This is a genomic window from Sphaerisporangium melleum (assembly GCF_014646695.1).
Taxonomy (GTDB): Bacteria; Actinomycetota; Actinomycetes; order Streptosporangiales; family Streptosporangiaceae; genus Sphaerisporangium; species Sphaerisporangium melleum.
Window position 1 is genome coordinate 16104 of the sequence record NZ_BMNT01000051.1, and the last position, 14333, is coordinate 30436.

Consider the following 14333-nt stretch of genomic DNA (forward strand, 5'->3'; position numbering starts at 1 on the left):
CCGGCGCGCCAATCCTTTCGCGCCACAGCGCCGTGGCCGCCGGGCGCGCCGGCGGGTGGTTCCCGCGGCGCGCCGGGACGACGGTCGCTTCAGCAGTCGAGCCAGCGGCCGAGCCAGCCGACGACGGCGTCCAAGAAAGCGATCTTGTTGGCCTTCCTGACCGTCTCGTGGCCCTCGTCCTGGAAGAGCAGGTAACGGCAGGGGACGCCGCGCGCGGTGGCGGCGAGGACGACCTGCTCGGCCTCGTGCACCGGGACGTTGGTGTCCTGGGCGCCGTGCACGACCAGCAGCGGCGCGGTCAGCCGGTCGAAGGAGTGGATCGGCGACAGCGCCCGCAGCAACTCGGCGTCGGCCACCGGGTCGCCGTACTCGCTCACGGCCGCCGCGGCGATCCACGGCTCGGTGCGGGCGTAGAAGGTGGCGAAGTTCACCATGCCGCAGACGTCCACCCCGGCCCGGAACAGCTCGGGATGGGTCACCAGCGCGGCGAGGGTGAGATAGCCGCCGTACGAGCGGCCCATGCAGGCGAGCTTCTCCGGGTCGGCGACTCCGGCGTCGACGACGTAGGCGGCGCAGTCGGCCACGTCGTCGATGGCGTGGAAGCGCAGGGCATGGTTGTCGGCGTCCTGGAACGCGCGCCCGAACCCGGACGAGCCCCGCACATTGGGCGCGAAGACACTGATACCGGCGGCCAGCAGCCGCTGGAACAGCGGGTTGAACGTCGGCCGTTCCTGGCTCTCCGGCCCGCCGTGCAGGTAGATCACGCACGGGCCGGGGGCGGGGCCCGCGCGGTAGAGCCAGCCGGTCAGTTCGAGGCCGTCCCGGGCGGGGAAGCGGACCAGCTCGGTGTCGATGCCGTGCGGCAGCGGGTCGTCCCCGGCCACCCGCCGGTAGCGGCCGGTGCCGGTCTCGCACAGCAGCACGTGCGAGGGCGTGTCGGGCGACTCGCCCGCCAGGACGGCCAGCGTGCCGTCCAGGGACAGCCGCGCGGCGGTGACCACCTCGGCCGGGGGTGGTGGCAGCGGCCGGGTGGTCCCGGCGGCGAGGTCGGCGACCCACAGCTCCGAGCGTCCGGCGACGTTCCACACCAGAAGGGCCGTGCCGCCGTCCATGCTGACCGCGAACCGGTCGAGCTCGGCGTCGGGCCGTTCGGCGACGACCCGGGGAGCCCCGCCGACGGGCATGGCGACCAGGGCGCTGCGGTCGCGGCCGGCGTTGGACCGGATGTAGGCGATCTCGCCGTCCGGGGAGAGCGCGCCGAGGTCGGTGGTGGGCGGCAGCAGCGGCCGCTCCTCGCCGGAGGGCAGGTCGGCGACGGCCATCTCGCGCATGCCGCGCGGGCCGTGTCGCAGCAGAGCCCGGGTGTGGTCGCGGCTCACGGCGCTCGGCCACATGAGCGGGCCGGCCGCGATGGTGTCGCGGTGGCCGAGGCAGGCGTCGATGAGCACGGCCTCGGTCAGCCCGGACGCCGTCAGCTCGGCGACCAGCAGCGTCGAACCCTGCCCGGTCCAGCGGACGAACACCGCCGACCCCTCGGCCGGAGCGCGGTCGGGACCGGCGAGCAGGCGGCGGTCGGTGCCGTCCGGCCGCACCGCCCACACCTGGGTGCGTTCCCCGCCGCCCGGGGAGACGGTGACGGCCAGCCACGCACCGTCCGGGGACCACAGCACGTCGCCGACCGGTTCGGGGCCGGTGTCGATGACGCGGGCGCGGCGATGTCCGTTCTCGGTGAGCGGCTGTACCCATACGCGCGGTGTGCCGTCCCGGTCGCTGACGTAGGCGACGGCCCGGTTGTCGGGCGACAGCGCCGGGAACCGGCAGATCCATGAGATGTCGACGGTCAGACTCCTTGTGCTTGCAGCCACAGCTCCAGGAGTCCAAGTTGCCACAACGCGTTGGCTCCCAGTGTCGTGCGGTGCTCGTCCGGCGCGGCGAGCAGCCGGTCCACCGCGGCGGGGCGGAACAGTCCGCGGGCGCGGGCGGCCGGTGAGGTGAGGGCGTCACGGACGAGGCCGAGGAACGGCCCGTGGATGTGCCGGATCGCCGGGACCGGGAAGTAGCCCTTGGGCCGGTCGATGACCTCGTCGGGGACCAGTCCTCGGGCGGCGGCCTTGAGCACCCCCTTGCCGCCGGCGGCGAGCTTGAGCTCGGGCGGGCAGGTGGCCGCCAGCTCGACCAGCTCGTGGTCCAGGAACGGGGTGCGTGCCTCCAGGCCGAACGCCATCGTCATGTTGTCGACCCGTTTGACCGGGTCGTCGGCCAGCATGACGCGGGTGTCCAGGCGCAGCACGGCGTCCAGGGCGGTGTCGGCGCCGGGCCCGGCCAGGTGGTCGCGGACGAAGGCCGTGCTGACATCCGCACCGGCCAGGTGGTCCGGCTGGAGGATCGCGGCCAGGTCCTCGTGCGGCCGGTCGAAGAAGACCTTGGCGTACGCCTCGGCGGCGTCGTCGCGGGCCACGTTCTCCAGCGGCGGGTACCAGTCGTACCCGGCGAAGACCTCGTCGGCGCCCTGCCCGGACTGCACCACCTTGACGTGCTGGGACACCTCCTGTGAGAGCAGGTGGAAGGCGACGCAGTCGTGGCTGACCATCGGCTCGCTCATCGCGGCGACGGCGTTCTCCAGCGACGGCAGCAGGCGGGCGTCGTCGACCATGATGCGGTGATGGTCGGTGGCGAACCTGCGGGCGACCAGGTCGGAGTAGGCGAACTCGTCCCCTCGCTCCCCTCCGGCCGCGGCGAAGCCGACGCTGAAGGTGGCCAGGTCCCGCTGCCCCTCCTCGGCGAGCAGGGCCACGATGAGGCTGGAGTCCAGTCCTCCGGACAGCAGCACGCCGACCGGGACGTCCGCGACCATGCGCCGGCGTACGGCGGCGCGCAGGCCGTCCAGCACGGCCTCGCGCCACTCGGCCGGTCCCATCTCGCCGCGCGCGGCCGACAGGACGTCGAGCTGCATCTCGCCCGCGCCCGGGGCGGCGCCGTCGGAGGGCCGGGTGAACGGCGGGTCCCAGTAGCGGTCGTCGCTGGTGGCGCCGTCCGGCTCGATGGTGCGCACGGTGGCGGGTGGCAGCTTCTGCACCCCGGTCAGGATCGTGCGGGGCGGGGGGACCACCGAGTGAAAGGTCATGTAGTGGTGCAGGGCGACCTGGTCGATGTCGGTGGAGACTCCTCCGCCAGCTAGCAGGGCGGGCAGGGTGGAGGCGAAGCGCAGGCGGGCGGCGTCCCGGGTCACGTACAGGGGCTTGATGCCGAGCCGGTCGCGGCCGAGGACGAGCCGGCCGGTGTCGCGCTCGGCGACGGCGAAGGCGAACATGCCGTTGAAGCGGTCGACGCAGCGCGGGCCCCAGTGGCGGTAGGCCTTCAGCAGCACCTCGGTGTCGGAGGTGGAGAAGAACCGGTGGCCCTCGGCCAGCAGCACCTCGCGCAGTTCCCGGTAGTTGTACAGGCAGCCGTTGAACACCGCGGTCAGGCCGGCCTCGGCGTCCACCATGGGCTGGGCGCCGCGGTCGGACAGGTCGATGATCCGCAGCCGCCGGTGGCCGAGCGCGACCGGGCCGAGGGACCACAGGCCGGTGCCGTCCGGTCCGCGGGCCGCCATCGCCGCCGTCATGCGTTCGACGGCGGCGACGTCGGCCGGGCGGCCGTCGAACCTGATCTCCCCGCTGAGGCCGCACATCAGACGGCCTCCCGGAACAGCCAGGTGTCCTTGGCGCCGCCGCCCTGCGACGAATTGACGATCATGCTGCCGGCGGGCGCGACGCGGGTGAGCGCGACAGGCGGTACGACCGGCCGCTCGCCCATGAAGACGAACCCGCGCAGGTCGACCGCGTGCGGGCGCATGCGCTCGCCGTCGAAGGTCGGGTGGGTGGACAGGGCGATGGTCTCCTGGGCGACCCACCGCGCGGGCTCGGCGATGATCCGCTCGCGCGCCTCGGCCAGCTCGGCGGCGGAGGCCCGCTCCCCGATGAGCACGCCCTGCCCTCCGTAGCCGTCCACCGGTTTGACCACCAGCTCGGATAGGCGGTCGAGCACCTGCTCGCAGTCGGCGGGATCACGGCACAGGTAGGTCGGGACGTTGGCGAGCAATGGGCGTTCCCCCAGGTAGTAGTCGATGAGCCGGGGCACGTAGCGGTACAGGCTCTTGTCGTCGGCGACCCCGTTGCCGGGGGCGTTGGCCAGGGTGAGCGTGCCGCGTTCGACGGCGTCGAGCAGGGCGGGGCCGATGGGGCCGTCCAGCAGGTCGTCCTCGTCGATCCTGCGGTACAGCACGTCCACCCGCCGCCCGGCGGCGTACACCGCGCCGTCGCGCACGGCGAGGTCGCCGGGCTCGGCGAGCACGGCGTCCATCTCCTCGGCGAGGGTGCGGTGCTCGTAGTAGGCGGGGTCGCGCGGGCCGGAGGTGACCACGCCGAGGACCGGGCCGGCGGCCGGGGAGGCGGCCAGCAGCGCCTCGCGCAGCAGCGCGGCGGAGCCCTCGGGGTCCAGCACGCCGCCGCGGTCGAGCTCGGGCAGGGTGTGGACGGCCATGCGGCGGTTGCCGACCGCGTAGCCGATGCCGGAGGGGACCCGCAGGTTGTCCTCCAGCACGACCCAGCGTCCGGCGCCGTCGCGGGCGACGTCCAGGCCCGCGACCGAGCAGCGGATCGCGTCGTCGTGGACCCGCCGGCCGGCCGCGCGGTAGCCGGGGGACTCGTCGACGATCCAGGCGGGCAGCACCCGGTCGTTGATCGCCTCGCGGCGCCCGTACACGTCGTTCAGGAACGCCGAGAGGGCCCGGACGCGCTGCGGCATGCCTTCGCTGATCTTGGCCCAGTCGTCGCCGGCGATCAGCCTGGGCACCATGTCGACCGGCATCCGCCGCTCGGAGGAGGTCGCCTCCGGCTCGTCCAGGCTGAAGGTCATGCCGGACTCGCGCAGGTAGGCGTCGCGCACGCCCTCGCGCCGGCACAGCTCCGCCGCGCCGAGCTTGTCGAGCACCTGGAAGACCGGCTGGTACGGCTCGCGGACGAAGCCCTCGATCACGGCCTCGTCCTGCACGGCCTGGTAGTCCTCCAGCAGTTCGGTGCTCAGGCGGGGGGTGGGCCCGCCGAACTCGGCCTGCCAGCCGTCGGAGCGGGTCACGGCCACCAGCCGGTCCACCACGTCGGCGAAGGTGCCGCCGTGCGCGATGATCTGCCGCTGCCGGTCGGCCGAGCTGCCCCGGCCGAGCGCGTACCCGGCCAGGGTGGTGACGGCCTCCCAGTCGCCGGTGGCCTCCAGCTGCGGGCGCAGGCCGTCGAGCATGCGGCGGATCACCTCGGCGGCGGGGCGGGGCTCGCCGTCGGCCGGGTCGACCAGCGCGCCCTCCAGCCCCGAACGCGCGGAGCGCCAGGTCGCGGCGCGCACCAGCTCCATGGGCACCTCGGGCTGGACCGGCCCTTCGTTCTCGATGTCCTCCAACTCGCGCATGACCATGGCGCGGAACAGACCGGCCAGCAGCACGACGTCCTCCACCCGGGGGCAGGCGTCGCACATGCGCATCTCGACGGTGGACACGTGCGCGGAGGGGCGGACGTCGAAGTAGATCATGCCCGGGTCGCTGATCACCCCGGAGCGGACGAGGTCGGCGACCATCTGGTCGTACTCGGCGGCCGAGGAGAAGCGGCGCACCGGGCCGGTGGTGGGCCAGCGCTGCCACACCAGGGTGCGGGAGCTGGCGTACCCGCTGTCGGCGCCCATCCAGTACGGCGAGCTGGCGCTCAGCGCGAGCAGCGGCGGCAGCCATCGGGCGACGCGGTGGGCGACCTCGACGGCGACGTCGCGGTCGGCGACGTCCACGTGGACCTGGGCGCCGCAGATGAGCTGCTCGCGCGTGAGGAGCTGGTAGTCCTCCAGCATCTTCTCGTACCGCCGGTCCGGCGAGATCTTCAGCGCGGCCGGGTCGACCAGCGGCACCGTGCCGGCGGCGACGATGCCGAGGCCCAGGCCGTCGGCCGCCTGCACCACCGTGCGGCGCAGTGCGGTGAGGTCCTGGCCGAGGTCCTCCAGCCGCACGTACGGGCGGCTGTTGGATTCGACCACGGAGCGCTGGAGCTCGTGTGTGAACCGGTCGCGCGGCAGGCGCTCCAGCAGGCCTTCGGCGCGAGGGACCAGGTGACGCGTCTCCAGGTCCACAACGTGGAATTCCTCTTCCACTCCTACGGCGATCGAATCCCCGAGACCCGACATCCCACCATCCTTCTGAACGCCCTCAGCCGAGGGTGGCTGACGGCCCACTGCCCATAACCGAGCAAATTGCACGTCACACCGCAACTGACGGGATGGTGAGACCGGAAAATCCCCGGCCGACTTGCCACTTTGCTACTGGTCTTAACTGCTTCTTTACTCCGCCCTCTGGCGCCGGGCGCCGTGCCGGGGTGTGATTGCTCCGGTTCGGAGTACCGCTCCAGCCGTTCGGGAAGGAGTCACATCCGTGAGATCCGCAGTGCGCGGCATGGTCGTGGCGGGCGTGGCCGCGGCGTTCCTGCTGCCGGCCGCCGCCGTCGCGGCGAGCGCCGTCCCGGCTTCCGCTCCCCCGGTGTCGTGCGCGGCCACGGTGTCCGCGCCCAGCCGCGAGGCGGCGTTCACCGCCGCCGCCGTGGCGTCCGGCGTGCCCGAGACGCTGCTCAAGGCCGTGTCGTACATGCGGTCCCGCTGGGAGGACCACGGGGGACGGCCGAGCTCCGACGGCGGGTACGGCCTGTTCGGCCTGCGCGACCAGGCACCCGAGCGCTGGGACGGCTCCGGCAAGGGCCGCCCGGCCGGGGCACGCGCGCAGATCGCCGCCGCGGCCGAGCTGACCGGGCTGCCGGCGGAGGAGTTGCGGGAGCAGGCCAACGCCGGCCTGTGCGGGGGTGCGGCCCTGCTCGCCGCCTACCACCGGGACGGCGGCGGCCTCGCGCGCCCCTCAGCGGGCCTGGCGGGCTGGCAGGACGCCGTGACCCGCCTCGGCGGCACGGAAGGCTTCGCCGCGCAGGTGTACCACACGCTGCGGCAGGGCCAGAGCCGCGTGACCGGCGAAGGCGAGCGGGTCACCCTGGCCGCCGACCCCTCGGTCACCGTGCCCGCCGGCGCCGCGACGTCCGGAACCGACTGCCCGGCCGGGCTCGACTGCGAGCGGGTCGACGCGCCGTACGCCAAGATCAACCCCGCCGACCCCGACGGCACCACGGCCTACGGCAACCACGACATCGCCGACCGCACCGGCCCCGGCGGGCCCCGGCTGCGGTACATCGTGATCCACGACACCGAGGGCTACTACGCCCCCTCGCTGGAACTGGTGCAGGACCCGGCCTATCTGGCGTGGAACTACACGATCCGCTCCGCTGACGGGCACGTCGCCCAGCACCTCGACGCCAAGGACGTGGGCTGGCACGCGGGCAACTGGTACGTCAACATGCACGCGATCGGCATCGAGCACGAGGGCTTCGCCGGCACCGCGACCTGGTACACCGAGTCGATGTACCAGAGCTCGGCGGCCCTGGTGCGGCACCTGGCCGCGAAGTACGGCATCCCGCTCGACCGGGCCCACGTCATCGGCCACGACCAGGTGCCCGGAACGGTGCTCGGCGCCACCAAGAACGTCCACTGGGATCCGGGGCCGTACTGGGACTGGGAGCACTACTTCGAGCTGCTCGGCGCCCCGATCGGCGGCACCCGCGCGGCCACGGCCCACGTCGCGCCCGGCGACGTGGTCGAGGTGCGCACCGGGTACGCCGCGAACGTCCAGCCGGTGACCGGATGCGCGCAGGCCTCCCCCGGCTCGCCCGACTGCGTGGCCGGCGCCGGCACGAACTTCCTCCCGCTGCGCCAGGCGCCGTCCGCCGACGCGCCCCTGGCCAAGGACCCCGGCTGGAAGCCGGACGGCGCGGCGGGGAGCACGTACGTGAGCGACATCAGCGCACGGGTCACCTCCGGGCAGAAGCTCGTCGTGGCGCGGGTCCAGGGCGAGTGGCTCGGGGTGTGGTGGGCGGGCTCGCTCGCCTGGCTGCGCAACCCCGCCGACCGGCCGGTGGCGGTGCGCACGACCGCCAAGACGGTCACCGTCCGGCCCGGCGCCGCCCAGGCGGCGATCTACGGCCGGGCCTACCCGGAGGCGGCGGCGTACGCCGGCACCGGCATCCCGGTGCAGGCGCTCTCGCCGCTGGAGTACACCGTCCCGGCCGGGCAGGAGTACGCCGTGAGCGACGCGGACGTCGCCACCGACTACTACCGGGCGGTCAGCTTCGACGGATCGGCCCCCGGGGACCGCACCGATGTGCGGGGACAGGACCGCTACCTGCAGCTCTGGTACGCCCACCGCCAGGTGTTCGTCCGCGCCGCGGAGGTGGACCTGCACGAGGCGCGCACGCCCGCCGTGCTCGCCACCGCCCCGCCGGCCGTCTCCGGGACGGCCAAGGTCGGCCGCCTGCTGACCGCCTCCCCGGGTGGCTGGTCACCGGCCCCGGACAAGGTCGCCTACCAGTGGCTTCGCGACGGCGCCCCCATCAAGGGAGCGAAGGGGAAGAGCCTGCGCCTGACCGGGCACGACCTCGGCAGGCGCATCTCGGTGCGGGTCACGGCGTCCGCCGCCGGCCACCAGGACGCGAGCGCGACCTCCGAGCCGACCGCCCCGGTGCGCGCCGCCCGTCACCGGCGCTGACCGGCGGCGGGCGTACGTGGACGCCCCCGGCACGGGCCGGGGGGCGTCCACGTACGCGATCAGGTGTCGAAGCCGAGGCCGAGGCGGTCCAGGGTACGCAGCCACAGGTTGCGCCGGCCCTGGTGGGCATCGGCCTGGGCGATCGACCAGCGGGTGAGCTGGATGACGCCCGACCTGATCGGCTCCGGCGGGAAGGGGACCGGCTTCTCGCGCACCATGCGCAGCTCGGTGCGCTCGGTCGGCTCCCCCGACAGCAGGTCCAGCATGACGTTCGCGCCGAACCTCGTGGCCCCGACGCCGAGTCCGGTGTACCCGAGGGCGTAGGCCAGCCGGCCGCGGTGCGCGCGCCCGAAGAACGCGCTGAACCGGCTGCAGGTGTCGATCACCCCGCCCCACCGGTGGGTGAAGCGCACCCCTTCCAGTTGCGGGAAGGTGGCGTAGAAGTGCGCGGCGAGCGTGGCGAAGGTCTCGTCGCGCTGCTCGTACTCCCGCCGGACCCGGCCGCCGTTGTAGTACACCGCGTCGTACCCGCCCCACAGGATGCGGCCGTCCTCCGTGAGGCGGTAGTAGTGGAACTGGTTGGCCGAGTCCCCGATGCCCTGCCGGTTGTGCCAGCCGACGGCGGCGAGCTGCTCCTGCGACAGCGGCTCGGTGGTCAGCGCGTAGTCGTACACCGGGACCACGAAGTTCTTCAGCCGGCCGAGCAGCGGCGGGAAGCCACCCGTCCCGAGGGCCACCTTGGCCGCACGCACCCTGCCGTGCGGGGTGGTCAGCTCCATGGCCGTCCCGTCGTCCCTCATGGAGCGCACCGGGGTGCGCTCGTAGATGCGCACCCCGAGCGACAGGCACGCCTCGCGCAGGCCCCAGGCGAGCTTCGCCGGATCGAGCATCGCGCAGCCGTCGCGATCCCACAGGCCGCCCGCGTAGGTGGGCGAGCGCACCTCGGCGCGCACCTGGTGCTCGTCCAGCAGGCGGTGGTCCATGCCGAGTTCGCGGGCGATCTCGGCTTCCTGCGCCATCCCGTCGAGCTGCCAGGGCTCGGTGGCCACGTGCAGCTCGCCGGTGCGCTCGAAGGCGCAGTCGATTCCATGGCGGGCCACGGTCCGCTCGATCTCGTCAAGGTTGGTCCGGCCCAGCCGCACGAGCGTGGCGATCTCGTGCGGCCAGCGGGTCAGGCCGTTGGCCAGGCCGTGGGTGAGGCTGGCGACGCAGAAGCCGCCGTTGCGCCCGGAGGCGGCCCAGCCGACGCGCCTGCCCTCCAGCAGGACGACGTCGAGTGCGGGGTCGCGTTCCTTGGCCATCAGGGCCGCCCACAGGCCGGAGAAGCCCCCGCCGACCACCGCGAGGTCGGCGCTCGTCTCCTCGAAGAGCCGCCGCAACGGCTCGGGTTTGTCCGGACTGTCCAACCAGTACGGCTTACGCTCCGCGTCAGCCAGTGCTTTCAGCGGATCCACGAATTTCACGTCCCTACGAACTGCGTCGTATATCCCGGGAGGGCACTATGTGCCCCGTGTCCGGGTGCTGGTCTCCCGCGTCAGGTGCGACGACGGGAGGTCACCGTGTTGATCACGGCGATCGCCACGCCGACCGCGAAGATCAGCGTGCCGAGGATGTTGACCTGCGGAGGGACGCCGATGCGGACGGCGCCGTAGATCCACAGGGGGAATGTGGTGGTCGTGCCACTGGTGAACTGCGTGATGACGAAGTCGTCGATCGACAGCGCGAACGCCAGCAGCGCGCCGGAGATGACGCCCGGCAGGATCATCGGGAAGGTCACCCGCCAGAAGGTCACCCAGGTGGAGGCGCCGAGGTCACGGGCGGCCTCCTCCACCGAGCCGTCCAGGCCCACCACCCGGGCCCGCACGGTGACCGCGACGAACGACACCGAGAACAGCACGTGCGCGATGACCACGGTCCAGTAGCCGGTCTGCACCCCCACGCTGATGAACAGCGACAGCAGCGAGGTGCCCATGACCAGCTCGGGCGAGGAGATCGCGGCGAACATCACCAGGTTGGTGGCGCCCTGGCCGCCGAACCGGTAACGGCCGAGCGCGATGCCCATCAGCGTGCCGAGCACGGTGGCGACGAGGGTGGCCAGCAACGCGATCGTGATCGAGTTCCACAGGGCGGTGGTGAGCTCGGGGTAGTCGCCGAGACGCCCCCACCACTTCAGCGTGAAGCCCTGCCAGCTCACGTTCGACTTGCTCTTGATGTCGTTGAAGCCGAACACGATCATCACGGCGATCGGGGCGAACAGCCACAGCAGCACCAGCCAGGTGTAGCCGAACAGCAGGCGCCCGCCCCAGCGGGTGCGGCCCCGGCGGGCGCGGGCCGGCGCGGCCGGTGCCCGGGTGGCCGGGGCGGGGCTGACCGGGCCGCTCATCGGGCCGCCGCCTCGAGGACGTTCTCGGTGCCGAGCGCGCGGGCGTAGACGAAGATGCCGGCGAGCATCACCGCCATCAGCGTGAACGACAGCGCGGCGCCGACCGGATAGTTGTTGTTCGTCAGGTACTCCGTCTGGATGATGTTGCCGATCATCGTGTTCGACGGGCCGCCGAGGATGGCCGCGTTGACGTAGTCCGAGGTCATCGGGACGAAGGTCATGAGCACTCCGGCGAACACCCCCGGCAGGGACAGCGGCAGCACGATCTTGGTGAACGACTCGCGCGGCCCGGCGTACAGGTCGTAGGCCGCCTCGACCACCCGCGGGTCCACCCGCTCCAGCGCCACGTAGATCGGCAGGACCATGAAGGGCAGGTAGTTGTAGACCAGGCCGCAGATCACCGCCGCCGAGGTGGCCAGGACATGGAAGTCCTCGGGCAGCAGGCCCGCGTCCTTCAGCGGCTGGAGCAGGATGCCGTCGTCGGCCAGCAGGAACTTCCACGACACCGTGCGCAGCACGAAGGACACGAAGAACGGCAGCAGGACCAGCAGCAGGTAGGTCGACTTGCGGGCTCCGCCCTTGAAGGCGATCCAGTACGCCACCGGGTAGGCCAGCGCGATCGCCGCCAGCGTCCCCACCAGGCCGTAGCCGACCGAACGCAGGAACTGCGTCTGGTAGCGCGCGAGCGCGTCGGTGTAGTTGGCGAAGTGGAAGGTCTGGGCGAAGCCGTACACGACGTCGCCCTCCTGGGTGGAGACCGAGGCCATGAACACCAGCGGGACCACCAGGAACAACACCAGCCACAACCCGCCGGGCAGCACCAGCAGGTAGGGCGCGAGCTTGCGTCTCATGCCGCTACCCCTGCGAGATCGGCTGGAAGATGCCCTCGTAGACCTTCTCCTCGGCCGGCGTCAGCGTCTTGTAGGAACGCAGCTTGGCCAGGTCGGACTCCGACGGGAAGATCAGCGGGCTGGTCGCCACCAGTTCCAGCGACTTCTTGTCGCCGCCGGTCGCCTTCGCGGCGTCGGCCTGGACGATCTGCTGGGCCCCGGGGACCGGCGTGATGTAGTTGATGTACTCGGCCAGCGCGGCGGCGATGTCCGGCTTGTAGACGTAGTCCATCATGGCCAGGGCGTCGACCGGGTTCTGCGCGGTCTTGGGGATGCACATGTTGTCGGTCCAGATCGTGCCGCCCTCCTGGGGGATCACGAACTTCAGGTCCTGCCCCTCGGCGATCTGCTGGAAGACGTCCCCGGACCAGGCCATGCAGATCCAGATGTCCCCGCGCACCAGCGCGTCCACGTAGTCGTTCTCGTAGTACTTGCGGACCAGCCCTGCGTCGCGCTGCTGCTGGAGCTTCTGCCCGGCCTTCTCCCAGTCGGTCTGGGTGGACTTGTCCGGGTCGATGCCCAGGGAGAACATGCCGAAGTTGGCGATCTCCTGGGTGTCGAGCAGCATGCCGACCTTGCCCTTGTACTTGGGGTTCCACAGCTCCTGGATGCTGCTGATCTCCCCGTCCACGTACTTGGGGTTGTAGGCGATGCCGGTCAGCCCCGACTGCCAGGGGATCGTGTAGGTGTTGTTCGGGTCGTAGGAGGGGTTCTTGTACTTCGCGCCGGCGTTGGCGGCGAAGTTCGGCAGCTTGGAGTGGTCCAGCGCCACCAGGTAGCCCAGGGCGATGGCCCGGCCGAGCTGGATGCCGTTGGTCATGACCATCAGGTCGTAGCCGATGTCCTGTCCGGCGGCGAGCTGCGGCTGGACCTTGCCGAACCAGGTGGAGTTGTCCTGGATGGCCTCCTGGTAGGTGACCTTGATCCCGGTCTCCTGGGTGAACTTCTCCAGGGTCGGGTACTTCTTGCCGTCCTTGTCGATGTACAGCGGCCAGTTGGCGAAGCGCAGCGTCCCGTGCTTGGTCTGCTCGGCCCAGTAGCCGGCGGCCGCGCTGGGCTTGGGCGGCTCGGCCCGCTTGCCCTGCACGCCGCAGGCCGCGAGGCCCAGGGCGGCGGCGGACAGTCCGGCGACGCGCAGGGCGTCGCGCCGGGTCACACCCGGGCCACCACTGTACGAGGGCGCTCCGCGACGCTGGGTCAGGCCACGGAGGAACGCGAGATCACGAGGAGGGGTCATGGGGCGGTTCAACTTCCTATCGCGAACGAGTGGTGCGGCTGCCAGGACAACCAGACCGGGTCACCACGCTCGGCGGTGATGCTGCTGTCGTTGGCGTTCTGCTCGAACACCGTGAACTCGGCGCCGCCCGCCAGGTTCACGGCGTAGCTGTTGTAGGTGCCGAGATAGACCACCTCGGCCACGGTGCCGCGGACGGCGCTGACCCCCGCGGCGGGCTCCTCCCGCGAGATCCTGATCTTCTCGGGACGTACGGTCACCTCGACCTGGCCGCCGGTCCGGGCCCCCTCGCCGACCGGCACCAGCACCCGGTCGCCCTCCCCCAGCCGGACCACCACTGTGCTCGCGTCGAACCGCTCGGCGGTCCCGGTCAGCAGGTTGGAGGTGCCGATGAACCCGGCGACGAACTTCGTCGCCGGACGCTCGTAGATCTCCCGCGGCCCGGCGAGCTGCTCGACCAGGCCGTCGTTCATCACCGCGATGCGGTCGCTCATGGTGAGCGCCTCGTTCTGGTCGTGGGTGACGTAGACGAAGGTGATGCCGACCTCGCGCTGGATGCGCTTGAGCTCGATCTGCATCGCCTGGCGCAGCTTGAGGTCCAGCGCGCCGAGCGGCTCGTCCAGCAGCAGCGCCCGCGGCTGGTTCACCAGGGCCCGGGCGAGCGCGACCCGCTGCTGCTGACCGCCGGACATCTCGCGCGGGCGCCGCTTCTCCCGGCCGGTCAGGTCGACGATCTCCAGCATCTCGCCGACCCGCCGCCTGAGCTCGGCCCCCGGTACGCGCTTGCGCCGCAGCCCGAAGGCGACGTTCTCCCAGACGTTCATGTGCGGGAACAGCGCGTAGGACTGGAACACCATGTTCACGTCGCGCTTGTTGGGCGGGACGTCGGTGACGTCCCGCCCGTGCAGCCGAACGGAGCCCCGCGTGGGATCCTCGAACCCGGCGATCATCCGCATGGTGGTGGTCTTGCCGCACCCCGAGGGCCCCAGCATGGAGAAGAACTCCCCCTCGGCGATCGACAGGCTGACCCCTTTCACCGCCTGTACGACCTCACCGTGCGCTTGGTACTCCTTGACGACCTCGTCGAGTTCGATGGCGGGCACCGAGGAGATGTCGGAGGCGGCCGCCGCGGCCGCCTCCTCCTTGCCCGCCTGGATCTCCGTCATTTCC

General features: G+C 72.0%; 9 protein-coding genes. 1 reads left to right on the plus strand and 8 read right to left on the minus strand.

Annotation, left to right across the window (positions count from 1 at the left end; translation table 11 throughout):
* Positions 1-89: 89 nt before the first annotated feature.
* From IEY93_RS32845 to IEY93_RS32855, 3 genes are read right to left on the minus strand one after another with little or no spacing between them, the layout of a single operon-like run.
* On the minus strand, positions 90-1865 hold the full coding sequence (locus IEY93_RS32845) for a S9 family peptidase (protein WP_189167064.1): 1776 nt from the start codon (positions 1863-1865) through the stop codon (positions 90-92).
* A complete protein-coding gene (locus IEY93_RS32850; protein WP_189167065.1) occupies positions 1841-3673 on the minus strand; it encodes an N-acetylglutaminylglutamine amidotransferase in 1833 nt (610 codons plus the stop codon). The genes IEY93_RS32845 and IEY93_RS32850 overlap by 25 nt, the downstream gene beginning before the upstream one ends.
* Complete coding sequence (locus IEY93_RS32855) at positions 3673-6204, minus strand: carboxylate--amine ligase/circularly permuted type 2 ATP-grasp protein (RefSeq protein ID WP_189167066.1); 2532 nt, start codon at positions 6202-6204, stop codon at positions 3673-3675. The genes IEY93_RS32850 and IEY93_RS32855 overlap by 1 nt, the downstream gene beginning before the upstream one ends.
* 244 nt (positions 6205-6448) lie before the next feature.
* Between IEY93_RS32855 and IEY93_RS32860 the strand changes: the two genes are divergently transcribed.
* Positions 6449-8656 (plus strand): N-acetylmuramoyl-L-alanine amidase, encoded by a 2208-nt coding sequence (locus IEY93_RS32860; RefSeq protein ID WP_203969014.1) that lies wholly within the window; start codon positions 6449-6451, stop codon positions 8654-8656.
* 59 nt (positions 8657-8715) lie between these two features.
* Here the strand turns inward: IEY93_RS32860 and IEY93_RS32865 are convergent, their stop codons facing one another.
* The 5 genes from IEY93_RS32865 to IEY93_RS32885 form a co-directional block, all read right to left on the minus strand.
* Positions 8716-10110, minus strand: coding sequence for an NAD(P)/FAD-dependent oxidoreductase (locus IEY93_RS32865; protein ID WP_189167096.1), 1395 nt, complete (start codon positions 10108-10110; stop codon positions 8716-8718).
* An 80-nt stretch (positions 10111-10190) separates the two neighbouring features.
* Positions 10191-11039, minus strand: a complete 849-nt coding sequence (locus tag IEY93_RS32870; RefSeq protein ID WP_189167067.1) for an ABC transporter permease — start codon at positions 11037-11039, stop codon at positions 10191-10193.
* Positions 11036-11890 carry an ABC transporter permease gene (locus IEY93_RS32875; RefSeq protein ID WP_189167068.1) on the minus strand — a complete coding sequence of 285 codons (855 nt, stop codon included), beginning with the start codon at positions 11888-11890 and terminating at the stop codon, positions 11036-11038. The genes IEY93_RS32870 and IEY93_RS32875 overlap by 4 nt, the downstream gene beginning before the upstream one ends.
* Positions 11891-11894: 4 nt before the next feature.
* Entirely contained in the window at positions 11895-13085 is a 1191-nt protein-coding gene (locus IEY93_RS32880; RefSeq protein ID WP_229691671.1) for a polyamine ABC transporter substrate-binding protein, read from the minus strand.
* A gap of 89 nt (positions 13086-13174) precedes the next feature.
* Positions 13175-14329 (minus strand): ABC transporter ATP-binding protein, encoded by a 1155-nt coding sequence (locus IEY93_RS32885; RefSeq protein WP_189167070.1) that lies wholly within the window; start codon positions 14327-14329, stop codon positions 13175-13177.
* Between the last annotated feature and the right edge of the window lie 4 nt (positions 14330-14333).